Source organism: uncultured Bacillus sp., from assembly GCF_958411575.1.
Classification (GTDB): domain Bacteria; phylum Bacillota; class Bacilli; order Bacillales; family Bacillaceae; genus Bacillus; species Bacillus spizizenii.
Map to the genome: position 1 here is coordinate 37,464 of NZ_CATYRA010000016.1, position 17,814 is coordinate 55,277.

At 41.1% G+C, this 17,814-nt stretch carries 21 protein-coding genes; 1 reads left to right on the top strand and 20 read right to left on the bottom strand.

Annotated features, from left to right (window positions below; genetic code table 11):
* Positions 1-81: 81 nt before the first annotated feature.
* The 7 genes from veg to metG all read right to left on the bottom strand — a co-directional run bounded on the left by veg (position 82) and on the right by metG (position 7,472).
* A complete protein-coding gene (veg, locus tag Q5C82_RS19365) occupies positions 82-342 on the bottom strand; it encodes a biofilm formation stimulator Veg (RefSeq protein WP_003218330.1) in 261 nt (86 codons plus the stop codon).
* A gap of 210 nt (positions 343-552) precedes the next feature.
* Complete coding sequence (prtG, locus tag Q5C82_RS19370) at positions 553-1,425, bottom strand: sporulation-specific protease PrtG (protein ID WP_003218328.1); 873 nt, start codon at positions 1,423-1,425, stop codon at positions 553-555.
* Positions 1,426-1,586: 161 nt separating this feature from the next.
* Complete coding sequence (gene rsmA / locus Q5C82_RS19375; protein WP_003218326.1) at positions 1,587-2,465, bottom strand: 16S rRNA (adenine(1518)-N(6)/adenine(1519)-N(6))-dimethyltransferase RsmA; 879 nt, start codon at positions 2,463-2,465, stop codon at positions 1,587-1,589.
* Positions 2,458-3,018, bottom strand: coding sequence for a ribonuclease M5 (gene rnmV, locus Q5C82_RS19380; RefSeq protein ID WP_003218324.1), 561 nt, complete (start codon positions 3,016-3,018; stop codon positions 2,458-2,460). Before rnmV ends, rsmA begins: the two co-directional genes overlap by 8 nt.
* A 144-nt stretch (positions 3,019-3,162) precedes the next feature.
* Positions 3,163-4,386: a ubiquitin-like domain-containing protein gene (locus Q5C82_RS19385; protein WP_003218322.1), complete on the bottom strand. Its 1,224-nt coding sequence runs from the start codon at positions 4,384-4,386 to the stop codon at positions 3,163-3,165.
* A gap of 245 nt (positions 4,387-4,631) precedes the next feature.
* Positions 4,632-5,399, bottom strand: a complete 768-nt coding sequence (locus Q5C82_RS19390) for a TatD family hydrolase (RefSeq protein ID WP_003218320.1) — start codon at positions 5,397-5,399, stop codon at positions 4,632-4,634.
* 78 nt (positions 5,400-5,477) lie between these two features.
* On the bottom strand, positions 5,478-7,472 hold the full coding sequence (gene metG, locus Q5C82_RS19395) for a methionine--tRNA ligase (protein WP_003218318.1): 1,995 nt from the start codon (positions 7,470-7,472) through the stop codon (positions 5,478-5,480).
* 500 nt (positions 7,473-7,972) lie between these two features.
* On the opposite strand from metG, the gene abrB reads away from it, so the two are divergent.
* Complete coding sequence (gene abrB, locus Q5C82_RS19400; protein ID WP_003218316.1) at positions 7,973-8,257, top strand: transition state genes transcriptional regulator AbrB; 285 nt, start codon at positions 7,973-7,975, stop codon at positions 8,255-8,257.
* A 48-nt stretch (positions 8,258-8,305) separates the two neighbouring features.
* Here the strand turns inward: abrB and rsmI are convergent, their stop codons facing one another.
* The 13 genes from rsmI to csfB form a co-directional block, all read right to left on the bottom strand.
* Positions 8,306-9,184, bottom strand: a complete 879-nt coding sequence (gene rsmI / locus Q5C82_RS19405; protein WP_032727259.1) for a 16S rRNA (cytidine(1402)-2'-O)-methyltransferase — start codon at positions 9,182-9,184, stop codon at positions 8,306-8,308.
* The gene (locus Q5C82_RS19410; RefSeq protein ID WP_003218311.1) at positions 9,159-9,458 is read right to left on the bottom strand and encodes a GIY-YIG nuclease family protein; all 300 of its coding nucleotides are present in this window, start codon (positions 9,456-9,458) and stop codon (positions 9,159-9,161) included. The genes rsmI and Q5C82_RS19410 overlap by 26 nt, the downstream gene beginning before the upstream one ends.
* Positions 9,445-10,188: a tRNA1(Val) (adenine(37)-N6)-methyltransferase gene (locus tag Q5C82_RS19415; RefSeq protein WP_003218310.1), complete on the bottom strand. Its 744-nt coding sequence runs from the start codon at positions 10,186-10,188 to the stop codon at positions 9,445-9,447. Before Q5C82_RS19415 ends, Q5C82_RS19410 begins: the two co-directional genes overlap by 14 nt.
* A 58-nt stretch (positions 10,189-10,246) precedes the next feature.
* A complete protein-coding gene (yabA, locus tag Q5C82_RS19420) occupies positions 10,247-10,606 on the bottom strand; it encodes a replication initiation-control protein YabA (protein ID WP_003218308.1) in 360 nt (119 codons plus the stop codon).
* 14 nt (positions 10,607-10,620) lie between these two features.
* On the bottom strand, positions 10,621-11,448 hold the full coding sequence (ricT, locus tag Q5C82_RS19425; RefSeq protein ID WP_003218300.1) for a competence/sporulation regulator complex protein RicT: 828 nt from the start codon (positions 11,446-11,448) through the stop codon (positions 10,621-10,623).
* Positions 11,449-11,450: 2 nt separating this feature from the next.
* The gene (holB, locus tag Q5C82_RS19430; protein WP_003218299.1) at positions 11,451-12,440 is read right to left on the bottom strand and encodes a DNA polymerase III subunit delta'; all 990 of its coding nucleotides are present in this window, start codon (positions 12,438-12,440) and stop codon (positions 11,451-11,453) included.
* 11 nt (positions 12,441-12,451) lie between these two features.
* Positions 12,452-12,892, bottom strand: a complete 441-nt coding sequence (locus Q5C82_RS19435) for a YaaR family protein (protein WP_003218297.1) — start codon at positions 12,890-12,892, stop codon at positions 12,452-12,454.
* A 12-nt stretch (positions 12,893-12,904) separates the two neighbouring features.
* Entirely contained in the window at positions 12,905-13,234 is a 330-nt protein-coding gene (gene darA / locus Q5C82_RS19440) for a cyclic di-AMP receptor DarA (RefSeq protein ID WP_003218295.1), read from the bottom strand.
* Positions 13,235-13,308: 74 nt separating this feature from the next.
* Positions 13,309-13,947, bottom strand: a complete 639-nt coding sequence (gene tmk / locus Q5C82_RS19445; protein ID WP_003218294.1) for a dTMP kinase — start codon at positions 13,945-13,947, stop codon at positions 13,309-13,311.
* On the bottom strand, positions 13,944-15,386 hold the full coding sequence (locus Q5C82_RS19450; protein ID WP_003218293.1) for an aminotransferase class I/II-fold pyridoxal phosphate-dependent enzyme: 1,443 nt from the start codon (positions 15,384-15,386) through the stop codon (positions 13,944-13,946). Before Q5C82_RS19450 ends, tmk begins: the two co-directional genes overlap by 4 nt.
* 81 nt (positions 15,387-15,467) lie before the next feature.
* Positions 15,468-16,625, bottom strand: a complete 1,158-nt coding sequence (locus Q5C82_RS19455; protein ID WP_003218292.1) for a toxic anion resistance protein — start codon at positions 16,623-16,625, stop codon at positions 15,468-15,470.
* A gap of 18 nt (positions 16,626-16,643) precedes the next feature.
* The gene (locus Q5C82_RS19460) at positions 16,644-17,258 is read right to left on the bottom strand and encodes a 5-bromo-4-chloroindolyl phosphate hydrolysis family protein (RefSeq protein WP_003218291.1); all 615 of its coding nucleotides are present in this window, start codon (positions 17,256-17,258) and stop codon (positions 16,644-16,646) included.
* A 132-nt stretch (positions 17,259-17,390) separates the two neighbouring features.
* Positions 17,391-17,585, bottom strand: a complete 195-nt coding sequence (gene csfB, locus Q5C82_RS19465) for an anti-sigma-G factor (protein WP_003218290.1) — start codon at positions 17,583-17,585, stop codon at positions 17,391-17,393.
* Positions 17,586-17,814 lie beyond the last annotated feature (229 nt).

Consider the following 17,814-nt stretch of genomic DNA (forward strand, 5'->3'; position numbering starts at 1 on the left):
ATCAGATGGAACTTTCGTTAAAATTACTGGAAACCAAAAAAGAGCAAAACAAAAAGCAGTAAACAAAAGGTTCACTGCCCGTTAAAATGCCACTGAGCTTGCGGCGTCATCATTAAATGTCAGCTCTACAGTCTCAGTCAAAATATCAGCATAACTGTATGAAACTCTTTCAAACGAGTTCTCGTCTTGATCTAGTTGTATCACAAAAACAGAAGGGTACGTCTCAGCTAAAATGCCCGAACGCTCAATCGTTTTTCGGCGGCCACCGTTTGCTTTTAACGTCAGCCTCTTACCTAAATTCCCATCAAGCGATCTTTTAATATCGGACAACGTCTTCGCCATTGCATCCACCTCACTACATTTATTGTACAACACGAGCCCATTTTTGTCAAATAAAATTTAAATTATATCAACGTTAATAAGACGTTGTCAATAAAATTATTTTGACAAAATTCTATGATTCCTCAATTATTTTCCGCAAGTTTCGGTAAATTATGTATCATTATGTAAAATAAAAAACCCGCATAGATCTCCTATACAGGTTTTCAACTGTTAATTAGACTTATAAGGCATTCCAATTCTCAGCACTCCTCTTGTTTCAATACCTCCAAGCCCTTTCTCTCTTGTCAGCGTATTTCGGAGCACTTCCCATACATTGATTCGTTCCATAAACGGCGTAAAGCTGATTTTCGCGACGATATATACCGGATCAAGTGCATGAATGTTGACTCTTGATGGTGAACTCGCGAAATTTGCCCCCGCTCTTATGAGTGATTCAAAATGGGATTGGCAGGCCCCCGCAAAAATAACAAGCTGATCTAAGTGAGGAGTCTTTTTTCGGGCGTTTTGAACCGTTTCAACAAAGTGCTTTGAATGTCTGTACGCGTTCAAATCATCAATGCTGCCCTTTTGCTTCGAGTACGCATCATGCCCTGTTATCACCAGGATGTCAGGTCGATATTTGTCGAGCAATTCTTCAATAGAAGCAGACATTTTCTTTTCATGGCAATGGATACCGTAGACCGGCACTCCAATTTTTTTATAGACATTCAAGCATTTTTTGAGATATGCTTCATCACCATCCAGATGAAGCACCTTGCCCGGCATATGAAAATAATGCTCCTCATGCTGATATTGGCTTGTCGCGTAGTACTCCTGCTTTTCTCTGAGCAACTTATAATCCTGGCGGAGCAATTCGAGCGATTCATTCATTCTGCTCTCATCTTTCTTTTTCCGCATCATCTGCTCATCTTTTTTCACTGCTACCAGATCAGAAAAATCCGAATCAGCAATCAGCCTGACTTCATCACCATGCAAAATAGCTATTGAATTTCCTTTGCTTGTTTGCTCTATTCCTATAATGCGAAACAAAACATCCATTTGATAGGATTTTCTGGCTACCATATCCCCTATTTGAAATTGCACGTTCCTCACTCCACACATAGACTAAGCCTCATCATGAAAGAAAGAGCCTTGAGAAAGCGCCTTTTTTCGCTGAGTCCAAGTTTTTCTTATCATTGAATGAAAGGTCCTTCTCTAGCCTATGTAGCGGCAGTCCATGTGGTGCGCAAAAACAAAAAGCCCTTTTAGAAAAGGGCTTTATACAATCCGTTAGACAGCGCTGCGAACTCCTCGATAGACAGGGATTCACCTCGGCGCTTGCCGTCAATATTTGTTTTTTCCAGCACTTGCTCAATCGTTGATTTTTGTGCTTTTCCTTCAGGCAAATTGTTGACTAAGTTATTGAGCAGCGTTTTACGGCGCTGAGCAAAGCTTGCCTTGATTAACTGAAAGAAAAAGGCTTCGTTTTCCACGTCCACTGCCGGGCCGTCGCGGAGAATCAGCCGAATGACTGCGGAATCAACGTTTGGCTGAGGAACAAACACAGTTTTCGGAACAGTCATCACCGTTTTGGCTTCTGTATAAAATTGCACCGCGATTGAAAGCGAGCCGTATTCCTTAGATGAAGGGTCTGCCGCCATGCGCTCTGCCACTTCTTTTTGCAGCATGACCACAATTCCTTTCAGTGGAAGATGTTCTTCGAGCAGCTTCATGATAATCGGTGTTGTCACGTAATAAGGAAGGTTGGCTACAACCATGATCTCATCACAGTCTTGAAATTGTTCTTCAATGACCGATTTGACATCAGCCTTTAATACGTCCTGATGAATGACAGTGACATTGTCGTAAGGAGACAGCGTATCCTTAAGGATAGGCAATAATCGCTGGTCAATCTCAAATGCCACGACCTTTTTCGCCCGCTTGGCAATCTGTTCGGTCAATGCCCCGATTCCCGGGCCGATTTCTATGACACCTGTTTTCTCCGTCACTTCCGCGTGATCGACAATTCTGTCTAAAATGTTCGTATCAATTAAGAAATTCTGTCCTAAGCTCTTTTTAAAAGAAAAGCAGTATTTCTTCAGTATCTCTTTCGTTCTAATCGGTGTCGCAATATCTTTATTCATTCTGTTCCTCCCGCTTAACGGTATCGAGCGCACTCATAAAATCACTTTTTTTAATTTGAAACATTTGCAGCCGTTTTTGAAGCTGTTTGCCATTTGTATAGCCGATTTTCAACAGATCACCCAGTCGTTCGCGTCGGCGTTTGGCCGCAGATCCGCCAATCAGTCCAGCATGAATCAAATCCTCAGCTGAAATGTCACTCGGCTGCGCTTCCATCTCTTCGTGTACGTTTTCTAAACATGCCCTAATGCTTTCAATTGATGCGTGCTCCACACCAATTCCCCGCTTGTTTTTAGGTTTGGCAAGATGCTTTGGCAAAAATGCATGCTTACAGCCGGGTACAGCCTCTGAAATGGTTTTACGGATCTTCTCTCCCGGGAAGTCCGGATCCGTTAAAATAATGACGCCTCTGGTCTTCTGGGCCAAACGGATTTGGTCAATCACTTGATCATCGATGGCTGAACCATTTGTTTCAATTGTGTCTGCATCAACAGCCAATTTGATGCGGGCCGTATCGTCACGCCCCTCGACCACAATGATCTCTTTAATTTTCATTATTTCCTCCAAGACAAAATAAAAACTTTTGTATATTTATGAAACTTTTTCTTATGTCGAGCGTCTAATAAGCAGAAAATACACTTTGTCTATTATAACGAAAAAAACAGAGGGCGCAAAACCCTCTGAATACATAAGTATATATTAATTTAAGATTTTAATTTTGACTGTTTTATTTCCCCATCGGTACGCCGATGATTTCTCAGGGAAAAAGACGTCTATTTTGTTCCCTTTAATCGCTGAACCAGTATCTGCAGCAATGGCATATCCATAGCCCTCAACATGGACTTTCGAGCCTAACGGAATGACATTGGGATCTACAGCGATAACTTTGGCATTCGGATTATTTTTTAAATTGACGCCTGTAGCTGTATGTCCTGAACAACCGCTGCAGCTAGCCGTATAAGCCGTAGATGATACAGTCATGACTTTGCCTGTTGATTCATTGCTGCGGGACACGACTGTTTTTGAATCACCGGAAGCACTGACCTGTTCAATCTTTGGACTGCTTTGTTTTGTTCCGACAGCAATCACCTTATCTTTGCTTTGTTCAGCTGTTTCTTCTTTTACAAGCTCTCTGGACACTTCTTTGCCGTTTTCTTTAACGACTTCGAAATGTTTTTTAAGCTTGCCTTCTTTTCCTTTTTGGACGACCTTTTCTTTCCCTTTTTCAAGAGAAGCGTCTTCTTGCTTTTTCACATCGAACGCGATTTTCTCTTCAACTACATCGGTGACCTTTTCGATACGAGTAATTGTAATATCAGCCTTTCCTTTCGTCAGTTTTGCATCTAACGCAGGCTTGATTTTATCTTCGTCTTTTATGTTCATCTTTTGCTGTTTTAAAAAGTCAGCGACCGTAGTCGAAGTCGTCCAGATCTTCTTTTGTTTTCCTGCATCATTCACAGTAACCTGGAACGCGGGTTCTATCTTAATCTTCATGTCTTTCGAAATATCTGTATCTATTGCGGGATCAATTTGATCTTGTTCTTTCACATCAACATCTTGTTCGTCCAGTAATGCACCGACCGTTTTTGCTGTTGACCATAATGTCTTTTCTTTCCCGTTTATTGTAAGCTTCACAGGTTTTGCAGCCTCATACACAACGTCCATATCTGCTGTTATCTTTGTCTGTTTAGCAGGTGTGATCTTGTCTTCGTCTCTTGTCTCTATATCAAGCGTCTCTAAAAGATCACCGACTGTTTTTGCATGTGTGCGTATATGTTTCTTTTTGCCATTGATAGAAACTGAGACTGATTGTTTTGTCAGCTCATGAGCCGCGTACGCAGTCCCGCTTCCTGCCAAAAGCAAACAAGCAGCAACCAGAATGACTTTGCTTTTGCTAAGCTTTACGGAAAACAGCTTTTTCATTTTTTGTGTGATGAAAAACGCCTCCTTCTCCTCGGAGAGATTATATAGAGTATCTAAAAGGCTGTCAACCCTCCCCTCTCTTTCTCCAAAAAGCTCAGTGTCTTCTTCATTATCCTGAATTACACTGAGAAACGGAAGAAAGACTTGTCGACAAACCTATCCTATGAGGAGAAGAAAGCATGTAGAACTTTTATAGAAAAACGCTGTAAGGGACAAGCTCTTACAAAACCCGCTAGCGTTTGTTGTCAGTTTATACGGAAAAGTCTTTTTGCATTTTCCGTCGTAACTGATGCAATTTCTTCAAAGGTCATTCCTTTTAATTCAGCGATCTGCTCTGCCACATATTTTACATAGCTTGGCTCATTTCTTTTTCCGCGAAAAGGATGAGGTGTGAGAAACGGGCAGTCAGTTTCAATCAGCAACCGGTCATTCGGGATTTCCTTCACAACTTCCTTCGGCTTCTTCGCATTTTTGAATGTCACCGGTCCCCCAAATGATAAATAAAAATTCATTTTCATGCATTCTCTCGCCACTTCCGCACTTCCTGTAAAGCAGTGCATGATTCCGCCCACAGCTTCTGCACCTTCCTCTTTCAAAATTGTCACGACATCCTCCGTTGCATCACGGTTGTGAATGATAATAGGAAGATTGACCTCTTTTGCTAAGGCGATTTGTTTTCTGAACACCTCTTTTTGAATATCTTTAGGAGATTTATCCCAATGATAATCCAGTCCCATTTCACCTATCGCTACCACTTTCTCATGAGCAGAAAGCTCTTTAATCCACGCTAAATCTTCCTCTGTCATATCAATCGCGTCAACCGGATGCCAGCCGATGGCTGCATAAATAAAATCATATTCCTCAATCATTTCCATCGCACGAGTAATAGTAGGACGGTCGAAACCAACTACAACAATTCGTTCCACTTTTTCAGCTTTTGCCCGTTCAATAACCTCTTCCAGATCAGTATCATATTGTTCTGCATTTAAATGCGCGTGTGTGTCAAATAACATAAGTCAAAAACTCCTTTCTTGTCGAAACACAAAAGGTGTTCGACGAATTGTTACACGTGAAACACCTTTTGTTTATCATTATTTAATTCTTGTGCCTTTTGGTAACGACTGATCGATAGACACGACTTTTAATACGCCGTCTGCTTCCCCTGCAAGGATCATACCTTGAGAAAGCTCTCCTCTCAGTTTAACCGGTTTTAAATTTGTTACACAAACGAGTTTTTTCCCAACAAGCTCTTCAGGCGTATAATGCTTCGCAATGCCGGATACGACTTGGCGTTTTTCAAAACCAAGATCCAGCTGCAGCTTCAATAAACGGTCCGCCTTTTTCACCGGCTCTGCCTGAATGACCTCAGCCACGCGAAGTTCTACATCCATAAATTGATCAATCGTAATTTCAGGTAAACGATCAACTTCTTGCGGTTCTTCTTCTTTTGTTTCTTCCTTAGCTGGCGCTGAGCCCTGCATTTTCCCTTTGATGTAAGCAATTTCTTCTTCTGCCTCTAAACGAGGGAACAACGGCTCGCCTTTTTGTACTTTTGTATCTTTCAGCTGGCCGAAAGTTGTAATGCTATCCCAAGCTTTTAAAGCTTCATCAGTAATGCCCAGCTGCTCGAACATTTTCTCTGGTGTCTTTGTTAAGAACGGCTGAAGCAGCACTGCTGAAATACGCAATGATTCAGCAAGGTGATACATAACTGAGTGCAGTTCTTCTTCTTTTGCCGGATCTTTGGCAAGCACCCATGGAGCTGTCTCATCAATGTATTTATTTGTGCGGCTGATTAGCTGCCATAATGTCGAAAGAGCTACCGAGAATTCCATGTTTTCCATTGCTTTCTCATAAGCCTTCACTGTTTCTTCAGCGACTGAAGTGAGCGTTTGGTCAAATTCCGTCACGGCACCCTTGTAAGAACCGATTTGTCCGTCAAAATACTTATTGATCATCGCAACCGTACGATTCAATAGGTTTCCTAAATCATTCGCTAAATCATAGTTAATCCGCTCAACAAAACCTTCCGGCGTGAATACACCGTCTGATCCGAATGGCACTTCGCGAAGCAGGTAATAACGAAGCTCATCTAAACCGTAGCGTTCAATTAATGTAACCGGATCTACAACGTTTCCTTTTGATTTCGACATTTTTCCGTCTTTCATCAAAAGCCAGCCATGCGCAAATACTTGCTTCGGCAGCGGCAGATCCAGAGCCATCAGCATAATTGGCCAGTAAATGGTATGGAATCGCACAATCTCCTTACCGACTAAATGAACATCGGCAGGCCAATATTTTTGATAAAGCTCATCATTTTCTGTATCATAACCGAGTGCTGTTAAATAGTTAAATAGCGCGTCGATCCAAACATATACAACGTGCTTTGGATTTTCCGGCACCTTCACACCCCAGTCAAAAGTGGTACGTGATACAGCCAAATCCTCAAGTCCAGGCTTGATAAAGTTGTTAATCATTTCGTTTTTGCGTGATTCCGGCTGAATAAATGTCGGGTTTTCTTCATAGTATTTCAGAAGACGATCCGCATATTTACCCATACGGAAGAAATAAGATTCCTCTTTGATTAATTCAACTGGGTGTCCGCTGTCAGGGCTTTTACCACCGATGACCTCTCCCTTTTCATTTCGCTCGATATCAACCAGCTGAGTTTCCGTGTAGAACGTTTCATCCGGAATACTGTACCAGCCTTCATATTCATCAAGATAGATGTCCCCGTTATCAAGAAGCTTTTGAAACACCTTTTCAATCACAACTTTATGCCGTTTTTCTGTCGTACGGATAAAGTCGTCGTTTGAGATTTCAAGCTGCTTCCACAGTTTCTGAATATCTGCCGCTGCACGATCCACATACTCCTGAGGTGTAATGTTTTCCTGTTCAGCTTTTTGCTGGATTTTTTGTCCATGCTCGTCCGTTCCTGTTAAATAGCGAACATCGAACCCTTTTAATCTTTTGTAGCGTGCCATCGCATCTCCCGCGACTGTCGTATATGCATGGCCGATATGTAATTTCCCGCTCGGATAATAAATCGGTGTTGTAATGTAAAATGTATTGTTTTCTTGCGGCATCTTGAAACCTCCCAATCAGAATGTCAAAAAGCTCCCGCCCAAAGGACGAGAGCGGCGATAAGTGCAAATCATATATGATTATTATTTATATTTATCCTTTATCTATGATACCATCTTAGCCTTTAAGATCAAGAATATATACGTATACCCTGAAAAAGAATAATTAAAATTAAAAATCTTTAATGAAAGTAAAAAAAGTCTGTTCATGTCGAATTTTGTCGTATATAATCAAATGAAATAAAAAACCTTGGTTCGAAAGTCTTGATTTAAAAGGATTTTTAGTAGGATAATAGCTTTATTGAAAATTTATAAAAAGCTGTTATTTCAGTAGTTTCTGATACATTACTGACTATAAGAACTAATTCTTACAATCAATAGCAAACAAAATGATTGACGATTATTGGAAACCTTGTTATGCTATGAAGGTAAGGATTTTGTCGAATAATGACGAAGAAAAATATAATTTAAACAAATAATCATCTCTTGGGAGGAGAAAGTTTATGAAATCTACTGGTATTGTACGTAAAGTTGATGAGCTAGGACGTGTAGTTATTCCTATCGAATTGCGTCGTACTCTTGGAATCGCAGAAAAAGATGCTCTTGAAATTTATGTTGATGACGAAAAAATCATCCTTAAAAAATATAAACCAAACATGACTTGCCAAGTAACTGGTGAAGTTTCTGATGATAACCTTAAACTTGCAGGCGGTAAATTGGTTCTTAGTAAAGAAGGCGCTGAGCAAATCATCAGCGAAATCCAAAACCAGCTTCAAAACCTTAAATAATCATTTCTTATACAAAAAACGTTCTTGTTATGACACAAGAACGTTTTTTTATTGCTGAATATGGTAAGCATCATACACTTCACGCTTTGGAACATTGCGATCGACTGCTGCTTTTTTAATAGCTTCTTTAGAAGTAGCGCCTTTCGAGATGTAATGTTCGACATGTTCTTTCGCCGTGAGGGCTTCCCACCATTGTGTTTCCTCATCCGATTCTTCATTATTACTGCCTTCTATGACGAGACAAAACTCACCGCGTATTTGATCCTCGTTTGCCCATTCAATGACCTCGGATATCGTGCCTCTGATAAACTCTTCATATTTCTTTGTGAGTTCGCGCGTTACAGCAATTTCCCGATCGCCTAATATCTCTGCCATCACTGACAAAGTTTCCTTCAATCTATGGGGCGCTTCATATAAGATGATCGTTTCCTTCCGTTTTTTAAGACCTTCAAGCTCCTTCTTCTTTTCTTTTTTCTGTCTGTTGAGAAAACCGTAAAAGAAGAAAGGCTGCGGTACAATACCTGAAGCGATTAGAGCCGTTAATGCAGCATTTGCTCCCGGCAGCGGAACAACATAACCGCCTATCTCTGTAAAATCCTTCACGATTTCCGCCCCAGGATCAGAAATCGTCGGCAGCCCAGCATCACTGACCAGAGCAATGTTTTTTCCCGACTTCAGCCATTCTATGATTTTGTGGCCGCTGCTCTCTTTATTATGTTCGTGATAACTAACGAGCGGTGTTTCAATTTCATATACATGACAAAGTTTTTTCGTTTGTCTCGTATCTTCCGCAGCAATCGCATCCACTGATTTCAGTGTGTCGATCGCCCGGAATGTCATATCCTCTAAATTTCCAATTGGGGTTGGGACCAAATAAAGAATCCCCATGTCCGACTTTCCATTAAAGCTCATTTGGCGCCTTAACATATACAGCCTCCTTGCTGTTCCGCTTTTCTTCTATATAAAGCTCTTTTTTCTTTCGAGTTAGTTTTTTGAAATAATATTCCGCCTGCATGGCTTCCCGCTTTGTTGTGAAAACTTCGGCAAAAATCAATTCAACCGGACGTCTTACTTTTGTATACTTTGCGCCCTTTCCATCATTGTGTGTTTTTACCCGTTTCTGCAGATCGTTGGTATACCCGGCATACCAGCTATTGTCCCTGCACTGCACGACGTAGAAGAAATGATTATTTGTCTCCATATAAAATGGTCCTGATTTCTTTTGTATATTCATTTTGTTCGTCATAAACGAACAAAGGGGGAAGAATTTTCAAATCCGGACGCCCGCCTTTTATGCCTTCAACTAAAATGGTATTGGCTTCTTTTCCTTGCTTCGGATAAACAAACTGCACACGCTTCGGCTCAATTTGGTAAGCCTTCATCAGTTCAAAAATCTCCAGAAGCCGTCCCGGCCTGTGAACAAGGGCTGCCTTTCCTCCTTGCTTGAGCAGCTTGCTACTGACTGAAATGACATCTTCCAGTGTACAGTGAATTTCATGTCTTGCGATTCTAAGATGCTCATTCATGTTTTGTTCAGTTTGTTTCGGCGTTTTAAAATACGGTGGATTGCAGGTGACAACATCATATCGATTATGTCCCAACTTCTCCGGCATGTTTTTCAGATCATCATGTATGATCTGAATCTGATCCTGCAGCTTATTATACTCAACACTGCGAACAGCCATATCATGGAGTCTTTCTTGAATTTCAACTCCAAGAATGTCTGCTTTTGATCTTGTACTGAGCAGAAGCGGCACAATGCCATTGCCGGTGCATAGATCAACGATTTTTCCTTTTTGAATCGGAACGTAGGCAAATTTGGACAGAAGCACAGCGTCCAATGAAAATGCAAACACCGTTGGACTTTGTATGATTTTCATGTCCTCTGCCAGCAAATAATCTAATCTTTCATCATCACGTAATGAAACCATCTTCTTATCCTTTCAGTACCTTTGAAAAAGGCTCCCGTCTTATGCGGAAGCCTTTTCCTTATTTTTTATTTAAGAATGACAGACAGAAAAGACAATCTTCTTTTCGAACACTTCCATAGTGAACATTGCAGATATGAAATCCTTCTTGATACAGCCGTGCCAGATTATCATATCCTTCCCCTATATCAGTTTGCTCTGTCTTCTGTGTTTTTGATTCTTTTTTATCAGCTTTGAACTTTTCAATCTGCTGCGTCGTATCGTCCAGCCGTTTGCGCAAATGCTTGTTTTCAAGCTGTAAATGATGATTTTCCTCAATCATCTCACCGATATGCTGCTTCAAATCCCCCAGCTGCCGGTACAGTGAGCCAATTTGTTCTTCTAAGTTAATGACTGTATCAAATAACTCTTTTTTATCCAAGGTTCCACACCTCGTTAATCTGTGGTTTGTGCGGATACGACGCCCTCTTCCAAGAGCTCTTCCCAAGTATATTCTATCACTTTTTCACGGTTTATCAGTTCCACCTGAAGCACCCGTTCCAGAATATTAAGTCCAACGACCTTTGCGGGACCGTTTGCTGTCGTAATCATTTCTCCTATATCCGGAAGCTGTTCTTTTGCCGTCTCATACTCATCATTCTCATATTTTAGACAGCACATCAAACGTCCGCAAAGACCTGAAATCTTCGTAGGATTTAAAGACAAGTTCTGATCCTTGGCCATTTTAATGGAAACGGGTTCAAAATCTCCAAGGAACGTTGAACAGCAAAGCATTCTTCCGCAAGGACCGATTCCTCCGAGCATTTTCGCCTCATCTCTTACTCCGATTTGGCGCAGTTCAATCCTTGTTTTAAAGATAGAAGCCAAATCTTTTACAAGCTCTCTAAAGTCTACTCGGCCGTCAGCAGTGAAGTAAAAAATGACTTTATTACGATCAAACGTGAATTCAACATCGACCAGCTTCATATCCAAGCCATGTTCAATGACTTTCTTTTGGCAGATGTCAAATGCTGATAAAGCTTCCTGTTTATTTTCTTCTACGATAAGAAGGTCGCGTTCGTCAGCCACACGTATCACTTTTCGAAGGGGCAGCACGACATCATGCTCATCCACCTGTTTATTTGCAATCACGACCTGGCCGTACTCAACGCCTCTGACAGTTTCTACAATTACGCAGCTGTCCTGTTCTATATGAAATCCATTCGGATCAAAATAATATATTTTACCCGCTTTCTTAAAGCGGACACCAATTACATTGTACAAGCTTATCCCTCCTGCAACATTAACACCAAGTGCTCCATTAATCCTTGTACATTCACATTGGAATGAAGCCGTTTCTTTGCTTCTAAAACAGCAAGTATCTGATTCGTAACGCTTTGTTGTGTTGATTGTAGCGCATGCTGTTTTATTGATTGGAATAAGTCTTGATAAATCAATTTATCTTCATTTCCTATTTGGATGGACAACACATCACGATATATCAATAAGAGCATATCAAGACCCATTTCTTGATGGGTTTTTTCTTTGAAAAAGGGCATCCATTGATCTTGAATAAAGAAAAAAGCATGTCCTTTCCGCTGGTGTAGGACTTCATACAATTTTATCACTTTCGCTCTAGACTCTGCAAACTCATCATTTCGACTTAATTCGACTGCTTCTGCCACATTGTTGGTCATGTTGGCCAGAAGTCTTGCCATATGAGGCAAGACGTCCTGTTCAATCAGTCTATCTTCAATTGCTTTCGGCTGCAAAGGCTGAAAAGGAAGGGTTTGGCATCTTGAAATGATGGTGTCCAATAACCTTTGGGGCTGCTCAGTGATGAGGATGGCCATTGTGTCTTTATTCGGTTCTTCTAAAAATTTCAGCAAGCTGTTTGCCGCATTTGCTGTCATTTGATCTGCGTGAGAAATAATATACAGCTTTTTATGCGATTCAAGCCCTGTCTTAGAAAACTCTTCTTGCAGCGCTTGAATTTGTGCCTTTTTGATCGATAAACCATCAGGTTGAACAAGATGAAGATCAGGATGGTTCCCTGACTCTATCCGTTTACAGTTTCGGCAGTTCTCGCAAGGCTCCGCGCCGTCCTCGAGGCAAAAAAAGCTTTTCGCAAGAAGCAGCGCGGCATCAAGCTTGCCTGTTCCTTTTTTCCCCTCAAACAAATAAGCGTGTGATAGTCTGTCCTTCTCAATACTATTATATAAAAGCTTCATCACTCTGGGCTGAAGCTCGTTCATTTCCTTCCAGGATATTGCCATTATATCACTCTCTATGTGTAAAGGTTAATCAATAAACCTTTTATTTCGCCAATACGATCCAGCAAATCAATTGCCGGTTTTTCCTGATCCATCATCTCTTCCGTAAGCTGTATTAATTTGTCATCTATTTCCTTCACAAGTCCCAGCGTTCTGCTGTTTCCATATAGGTCAAAGCTTTTCGACGTTTCGTGTGAAAGGCCGCTGTCTACAGCTTCTTTGACAAAACGCTTCACAAGTCCTTTAAATCTCGCTAAGTCTTTAAAATTCCGGGATTTCGTCAGTCTTTTTCCAAACGCTTCTATATCCGATAACAGCCTGGTAAGCTGATCAAATTTCAATTTGCTGCTTTGGTTTTCCATCGATGTTTTAAACGACGCTGTGATCTCAGATGTTTTCACAGAAGGAAGCTGCTTATTATCTATAAATGTACGTATATCTTTATTAATTTTCACAGTTTCAAATCCTTAAAATTGATGAAATTCATCGACTGGAAGGACAAATACTGTCGCTCCGCCAACTTCAACTTCTACTGGATAAGGGACATATGAATCAGCATTTCCGCCCATTGGAGATACAGGGGCAATCATCTGATCACGTTTCTGTCCGTTTTCTTTAATGAGACTCAATGCTTTATCGACTCGTATATCCTCGACACCAATCATAAACGTTGTGTTGCCTGATTTAAGAAATCCTCCCGTCGTCGCAAGCTTTGTAACTCTAAAGTTGTGATCCGTTAAGGTTTTCAAAAGTCGGTTGCTGTCCTGATCTTGTACAACTGCCACTATCAATTTCATCTGTGAAGGCCTCCTTTAGATTGGAAACAACAATGATCTCGTTTACATTATTATATCAACTATTGGGAAACAGGTCACAATTGAATTTTTTTCAACGCTTCATTGACCACTTTTAGGACGTCCTGAACCACGAGGTCTTTGGATTGGCTGGCATCAACTGGGTGAAATCTTTTCGGGAATCGCTTCATCAGCTCTTGGTAACCTTCCCGTACCTTTGTATGGAAGCTTAATTTTTCTAAATCGAGCCTGTTTTTCTCCCGCGAGCCGTTTGCGTGAATACGTTTCAGGCCTTCTTCCGGATCAATTGAAAAATACACTGTTACATGGGGCATCATATCTCCGATGGCAAACTCATTAATTGACAGAACCTCATCAATCCCAAGCCCTCTTGCATACCCTTGGTACGCGAGCGAACTGTCTATAAATCTGTCACAAAGAACAACATGCCCCTGCTCTAAAGCAGGTTTTACTTTTTCAACTAAATGCTGGCGTCTTGCAGCCGCATATAAGAGAGCTTCTGTTCTTGGATCCATTAAAGTGTTGTTCTCATTCAGAATAACCTCTCGAATTTGTTCTGCAATATCTATGCCGCCTGGCTCTCGAGTTGCTGTAACCTGAAGGCCCTCTGCTATCAGTATGTTTTTGATTTCCTGCAGAACAGTCGTTTTTCCCGCACCTTCAGGACCTTCGAATGTAATAAATAAACCGCTCATGATTTCCCCTCTTCTATATAAACAAGTAGTTGTTTCTCTTTGATTTTCATATTCCCTTGAACATGCGTTTTCATGCTGATCAAGCGGCTGAGCTTTTGCACACTTTCTTTTGTAATTCTTTCTCCCGACATGATCATCGGTATACCCGGAGGATAAGGGATGATATCCTCTACATTCAGCCGGCCTGCTGCTTCATCAAAGTCCACATATTCTTTCTTGAACGTTTGTAAGACCTTTTTTTGATAAGGCAAAACAGTAACAGGCTGCACTCCCCATTCTGCAGAAACAAACAACTGATCCGGAGGCGTTTTTTCAATCTCATCATCAATGCTTTTAATCGTTTCAGCGTTTATTCTGCGCTTTCCTCCCAATGGAAGAACGAGCAGTACTTGATTTTCATCAGCAAGCTCAGTGAATATGTTGGCACGCTCTAATATGTTTTGCAGCGTATACCCGGAATGGCCCCGTTTTGAACGAATTGTGAGCTTTAGCGGATCCGTTATCATCCGCGGATCAGCCGGTTTGACAACTTCTGCATTAGTAAGTAAATCAAACGTTTGTTTAAGTGATTGTATTCGCTGCAGAATGTCAGAAAGCTTTCGTTCTTCTATAATATGCTGCACATAAGCGCGGGCAATGTCTAGTGATGCCATGATCGGATAAGACGGGCTGCTGCTTTGCAAACGGACTAGATACTCTGCCACCCGATTCCGATCAACTCTGCAGCCGTTGTTTAGGTGCAAATAAGAACCCATCGTCATGGCAGGCAGCGTTTTGTGAGCCGACTGAACAACGATATCTGCCCCCATTTTCAAAGCTGAAACTGGAAAAGGCTTCCCCAAAACAAAATGCGCGCCATGTGCTTCATCCACCAAAACAGGAATCCCGTAATGATGGGCCACTGAAATGATTTCGGTCAAATCAGCACTATGCCCGTAATATGTCGGATTGGTCAGCACCAAGCCTTTCGCATCTGGATATGCTGCCAAGGCTTTTTTAATTGTATCAAGTGGAACATGCGTAGGGACATGCATCGCTTCATCAATGTCAGGTGCAAGATAAACCGGCTCAGCACCAGCCAAATCAACAGCATGAAATACAGATTTATGACAGTTTCTTTGAACCAGAATTGTTTCACCCGGTTCACAAACAGATAAAATCATCGCTAAATTACCGACAGTCGTACCATTCACCAGGAAAAAACTTTCCGCCGACCCATATAACTGACTGACAAGCTCTTGAGCCTCCTTAATCACCCCAGAAGGATGATGGAGGTCGTCCAGTCCTGCCAGCTCAGTTACATCAATAGTGAGAAGCGGATCGAATATCGACTTAGCGTCATCAAAAAAGACATCTCCATTGTGATGTCCCGGAACATGAAATGAATGAGAATTTCTTCTCGCATGTTGAATCAATGCTTTATATAAAGGTGTGTTCATTAAAACAATCCTTTGAATGTGTCTTCTCACACTTTATTATATCGTGCCTCTGACTGAACTTAAAGCTAGACTTACTGGTAACTACCTTTCCTTCATCATAAGCAGCTTGTACTTCAGATCGCCTTCCATCATCATAAGTTCTTCTTCTGCCTGACGGCGTTTGATTCGGCCTTCTTCTTGTATGGTCAGCGTTTCTTCAAGCGTACTGATTAGGCTTTCCTGCACCTTCTTTAAAGTATCGATATCAACCAGACCTCGTTCATTTGCCCGCACGGTTTCAATTGTATTGGTTTTCAAAAGCTCCGCATTTTTCAGCAAAAGCTCGTTGGTTGTATCAGATACTTTCTGTTGCGCGTCCACTGCATTGCGCTGCCGTAAAAGCGTCAGCGCAATTGCCACTTGATTTTTCCAAAGCGGAATTGCTGTCACAATGGATGACTGGATTTTTTCAGCTAATGCTTGGTTTGTATTCTGAATCAGCCTGATTTGCGGAGCACTTTGGATTGTGATTTGCCTGCTCAGCAGCAAATCGTGCACCCTTTTATCTAACCGGTCAGCAAATTGAATCAAATCGTTCACTTCCTGAACGGCCATTTGGTTATGCTCACTTGATTCGGCCTGTTGCTTCAGTTCAGGAATCGTTTTTGTTTTTAATTCCTCCAGCTTCAGTTCCCCTGCAGCAATATAAACATTCAGCGCGGTGAAATATTCTTTGTTTTTTTCATATAACTGCTCTAACAGCTTATTGTCACTGATTAAAGCATTTTTAGAGTGCTCCAGTTTCAAGCTGATTCTGTCTATCTGTACGCTGGTCTTTTGATATTTAGACAGCACCTCCTGAAGAGAATTCGATACCCTTCCAAACATGCGTGCCAAAAAACCCTTTTTCTTAGACTGAAGATCATCAGGATTTACTTGTTCCAGCTTTTTCATCAGCTCTCCAAGAATGTCACCGATCTCTCCGACGTCCTTTTTTTGAACATGATCAATCATGGTATGAGAAAAATTCAGCAGTTTAGACTGAGCTTGTGAACCGTATAAGACAATACTTTGCATATTTTTATGATCGATCTGCCCAGCGAGCTGAATTGCTTTTTCCTTGTTTTCCTCGGGAAGAACATCAACAAGGCGTACTTGCTTCTTCTCTGCTTTTACAGCCTCCACCTTAGGTATCTTTATATCACCAAAAGGGTCCGCCAATAATTTATCTATATGAAGGTCGCTTTGATCTCGGTTCATCGCTCTTACCCTCTTCCATTATTTCTTTAATGAATGCTTTGCTGCATCCAATTCAAATTGCAGTTCATCAATTTCATCACCCATTACTTGAGTTAAATCTTCCTCTAAACGCTTGGTCAATTCAGCAAGAGTGATACGAGCCTCACTCAACGATATCGACAGTTCTTTGCTTTTTTTCGGATGAGATGACAGAAAGGCATATTTCTCTGTCAATTCAACAACCGAATCGAGAGTTTGGTAAAAAAAGCGCTCAGCCTGATAAAACCGCTTTGGCTCTTTTTTGGTGAGGATATAAATCCTTCTGACAAGTCTCAGCATTTCTGCATTTTGTTTAAACATTTGAATGCTTTTTGCCTGAAACAAAGCTTTCCGAAGGCGTATGATCTTCTGCCTTGCTTCCTCGAGGTTTTTCTTAATGTAGGCATATTCTCTTCCTGTCAGTGAATGCTTTTTAAGAAATAAGCGTCTCGCATTCCAAATGCCAGCTGTATATACGAATGCTCCCGAAGCGAGCCCATAAACAAAAGATAGGAAAAGCGACTGATTTAAACCGAAAAAACACAAAACCCCTATGAAAACAAAAGTCGCACTGCCTGTTAAACTCCATATCAAAAAGTGAAGAAATCTCTGCATGAGATAATCGACTCCTGTGTATATACTCAGTTTTAATATTATTATCTACTACGTTCTATACCTAAACAAGTTTCATCTTCTTTTTATGAACCCATTCCTTATGAAAGAGTACAAAAAAAGACCTTTTCAGGTCTAAGAATATAATGGCGGTGTATGAATGCTCTTTAATTTTTTCACGTAAAAGGCATAGTCAGGATCGGAAGTTGATGTAGAAATTACTTTTCTCTCACAATCTAAGCATATGAATTTCGAATAAAGATGAATACCTCTATTCTTCTCTTGATCACAAATCACACATGTATGATTAGGTTTAACAGTTTCATCCATCGTCCCCACCTCCGTACAATTAGCCTTCCCTTAAACCGGATATTGTATACACTATTTAGATCTTTTTGAAACTTGAAATCAGTATATGGACTATATAAGCTGTCGGTGTTTGTATTTGTTTGATTTTAATGACCTTAATAAACAAAAAACCCAGCTCAATGAGCTGGGTTTTACCTTGCTTGGCGGCGTCCTACTCTCACAGGGGGAAACCCCCGACTACCATCGGCGC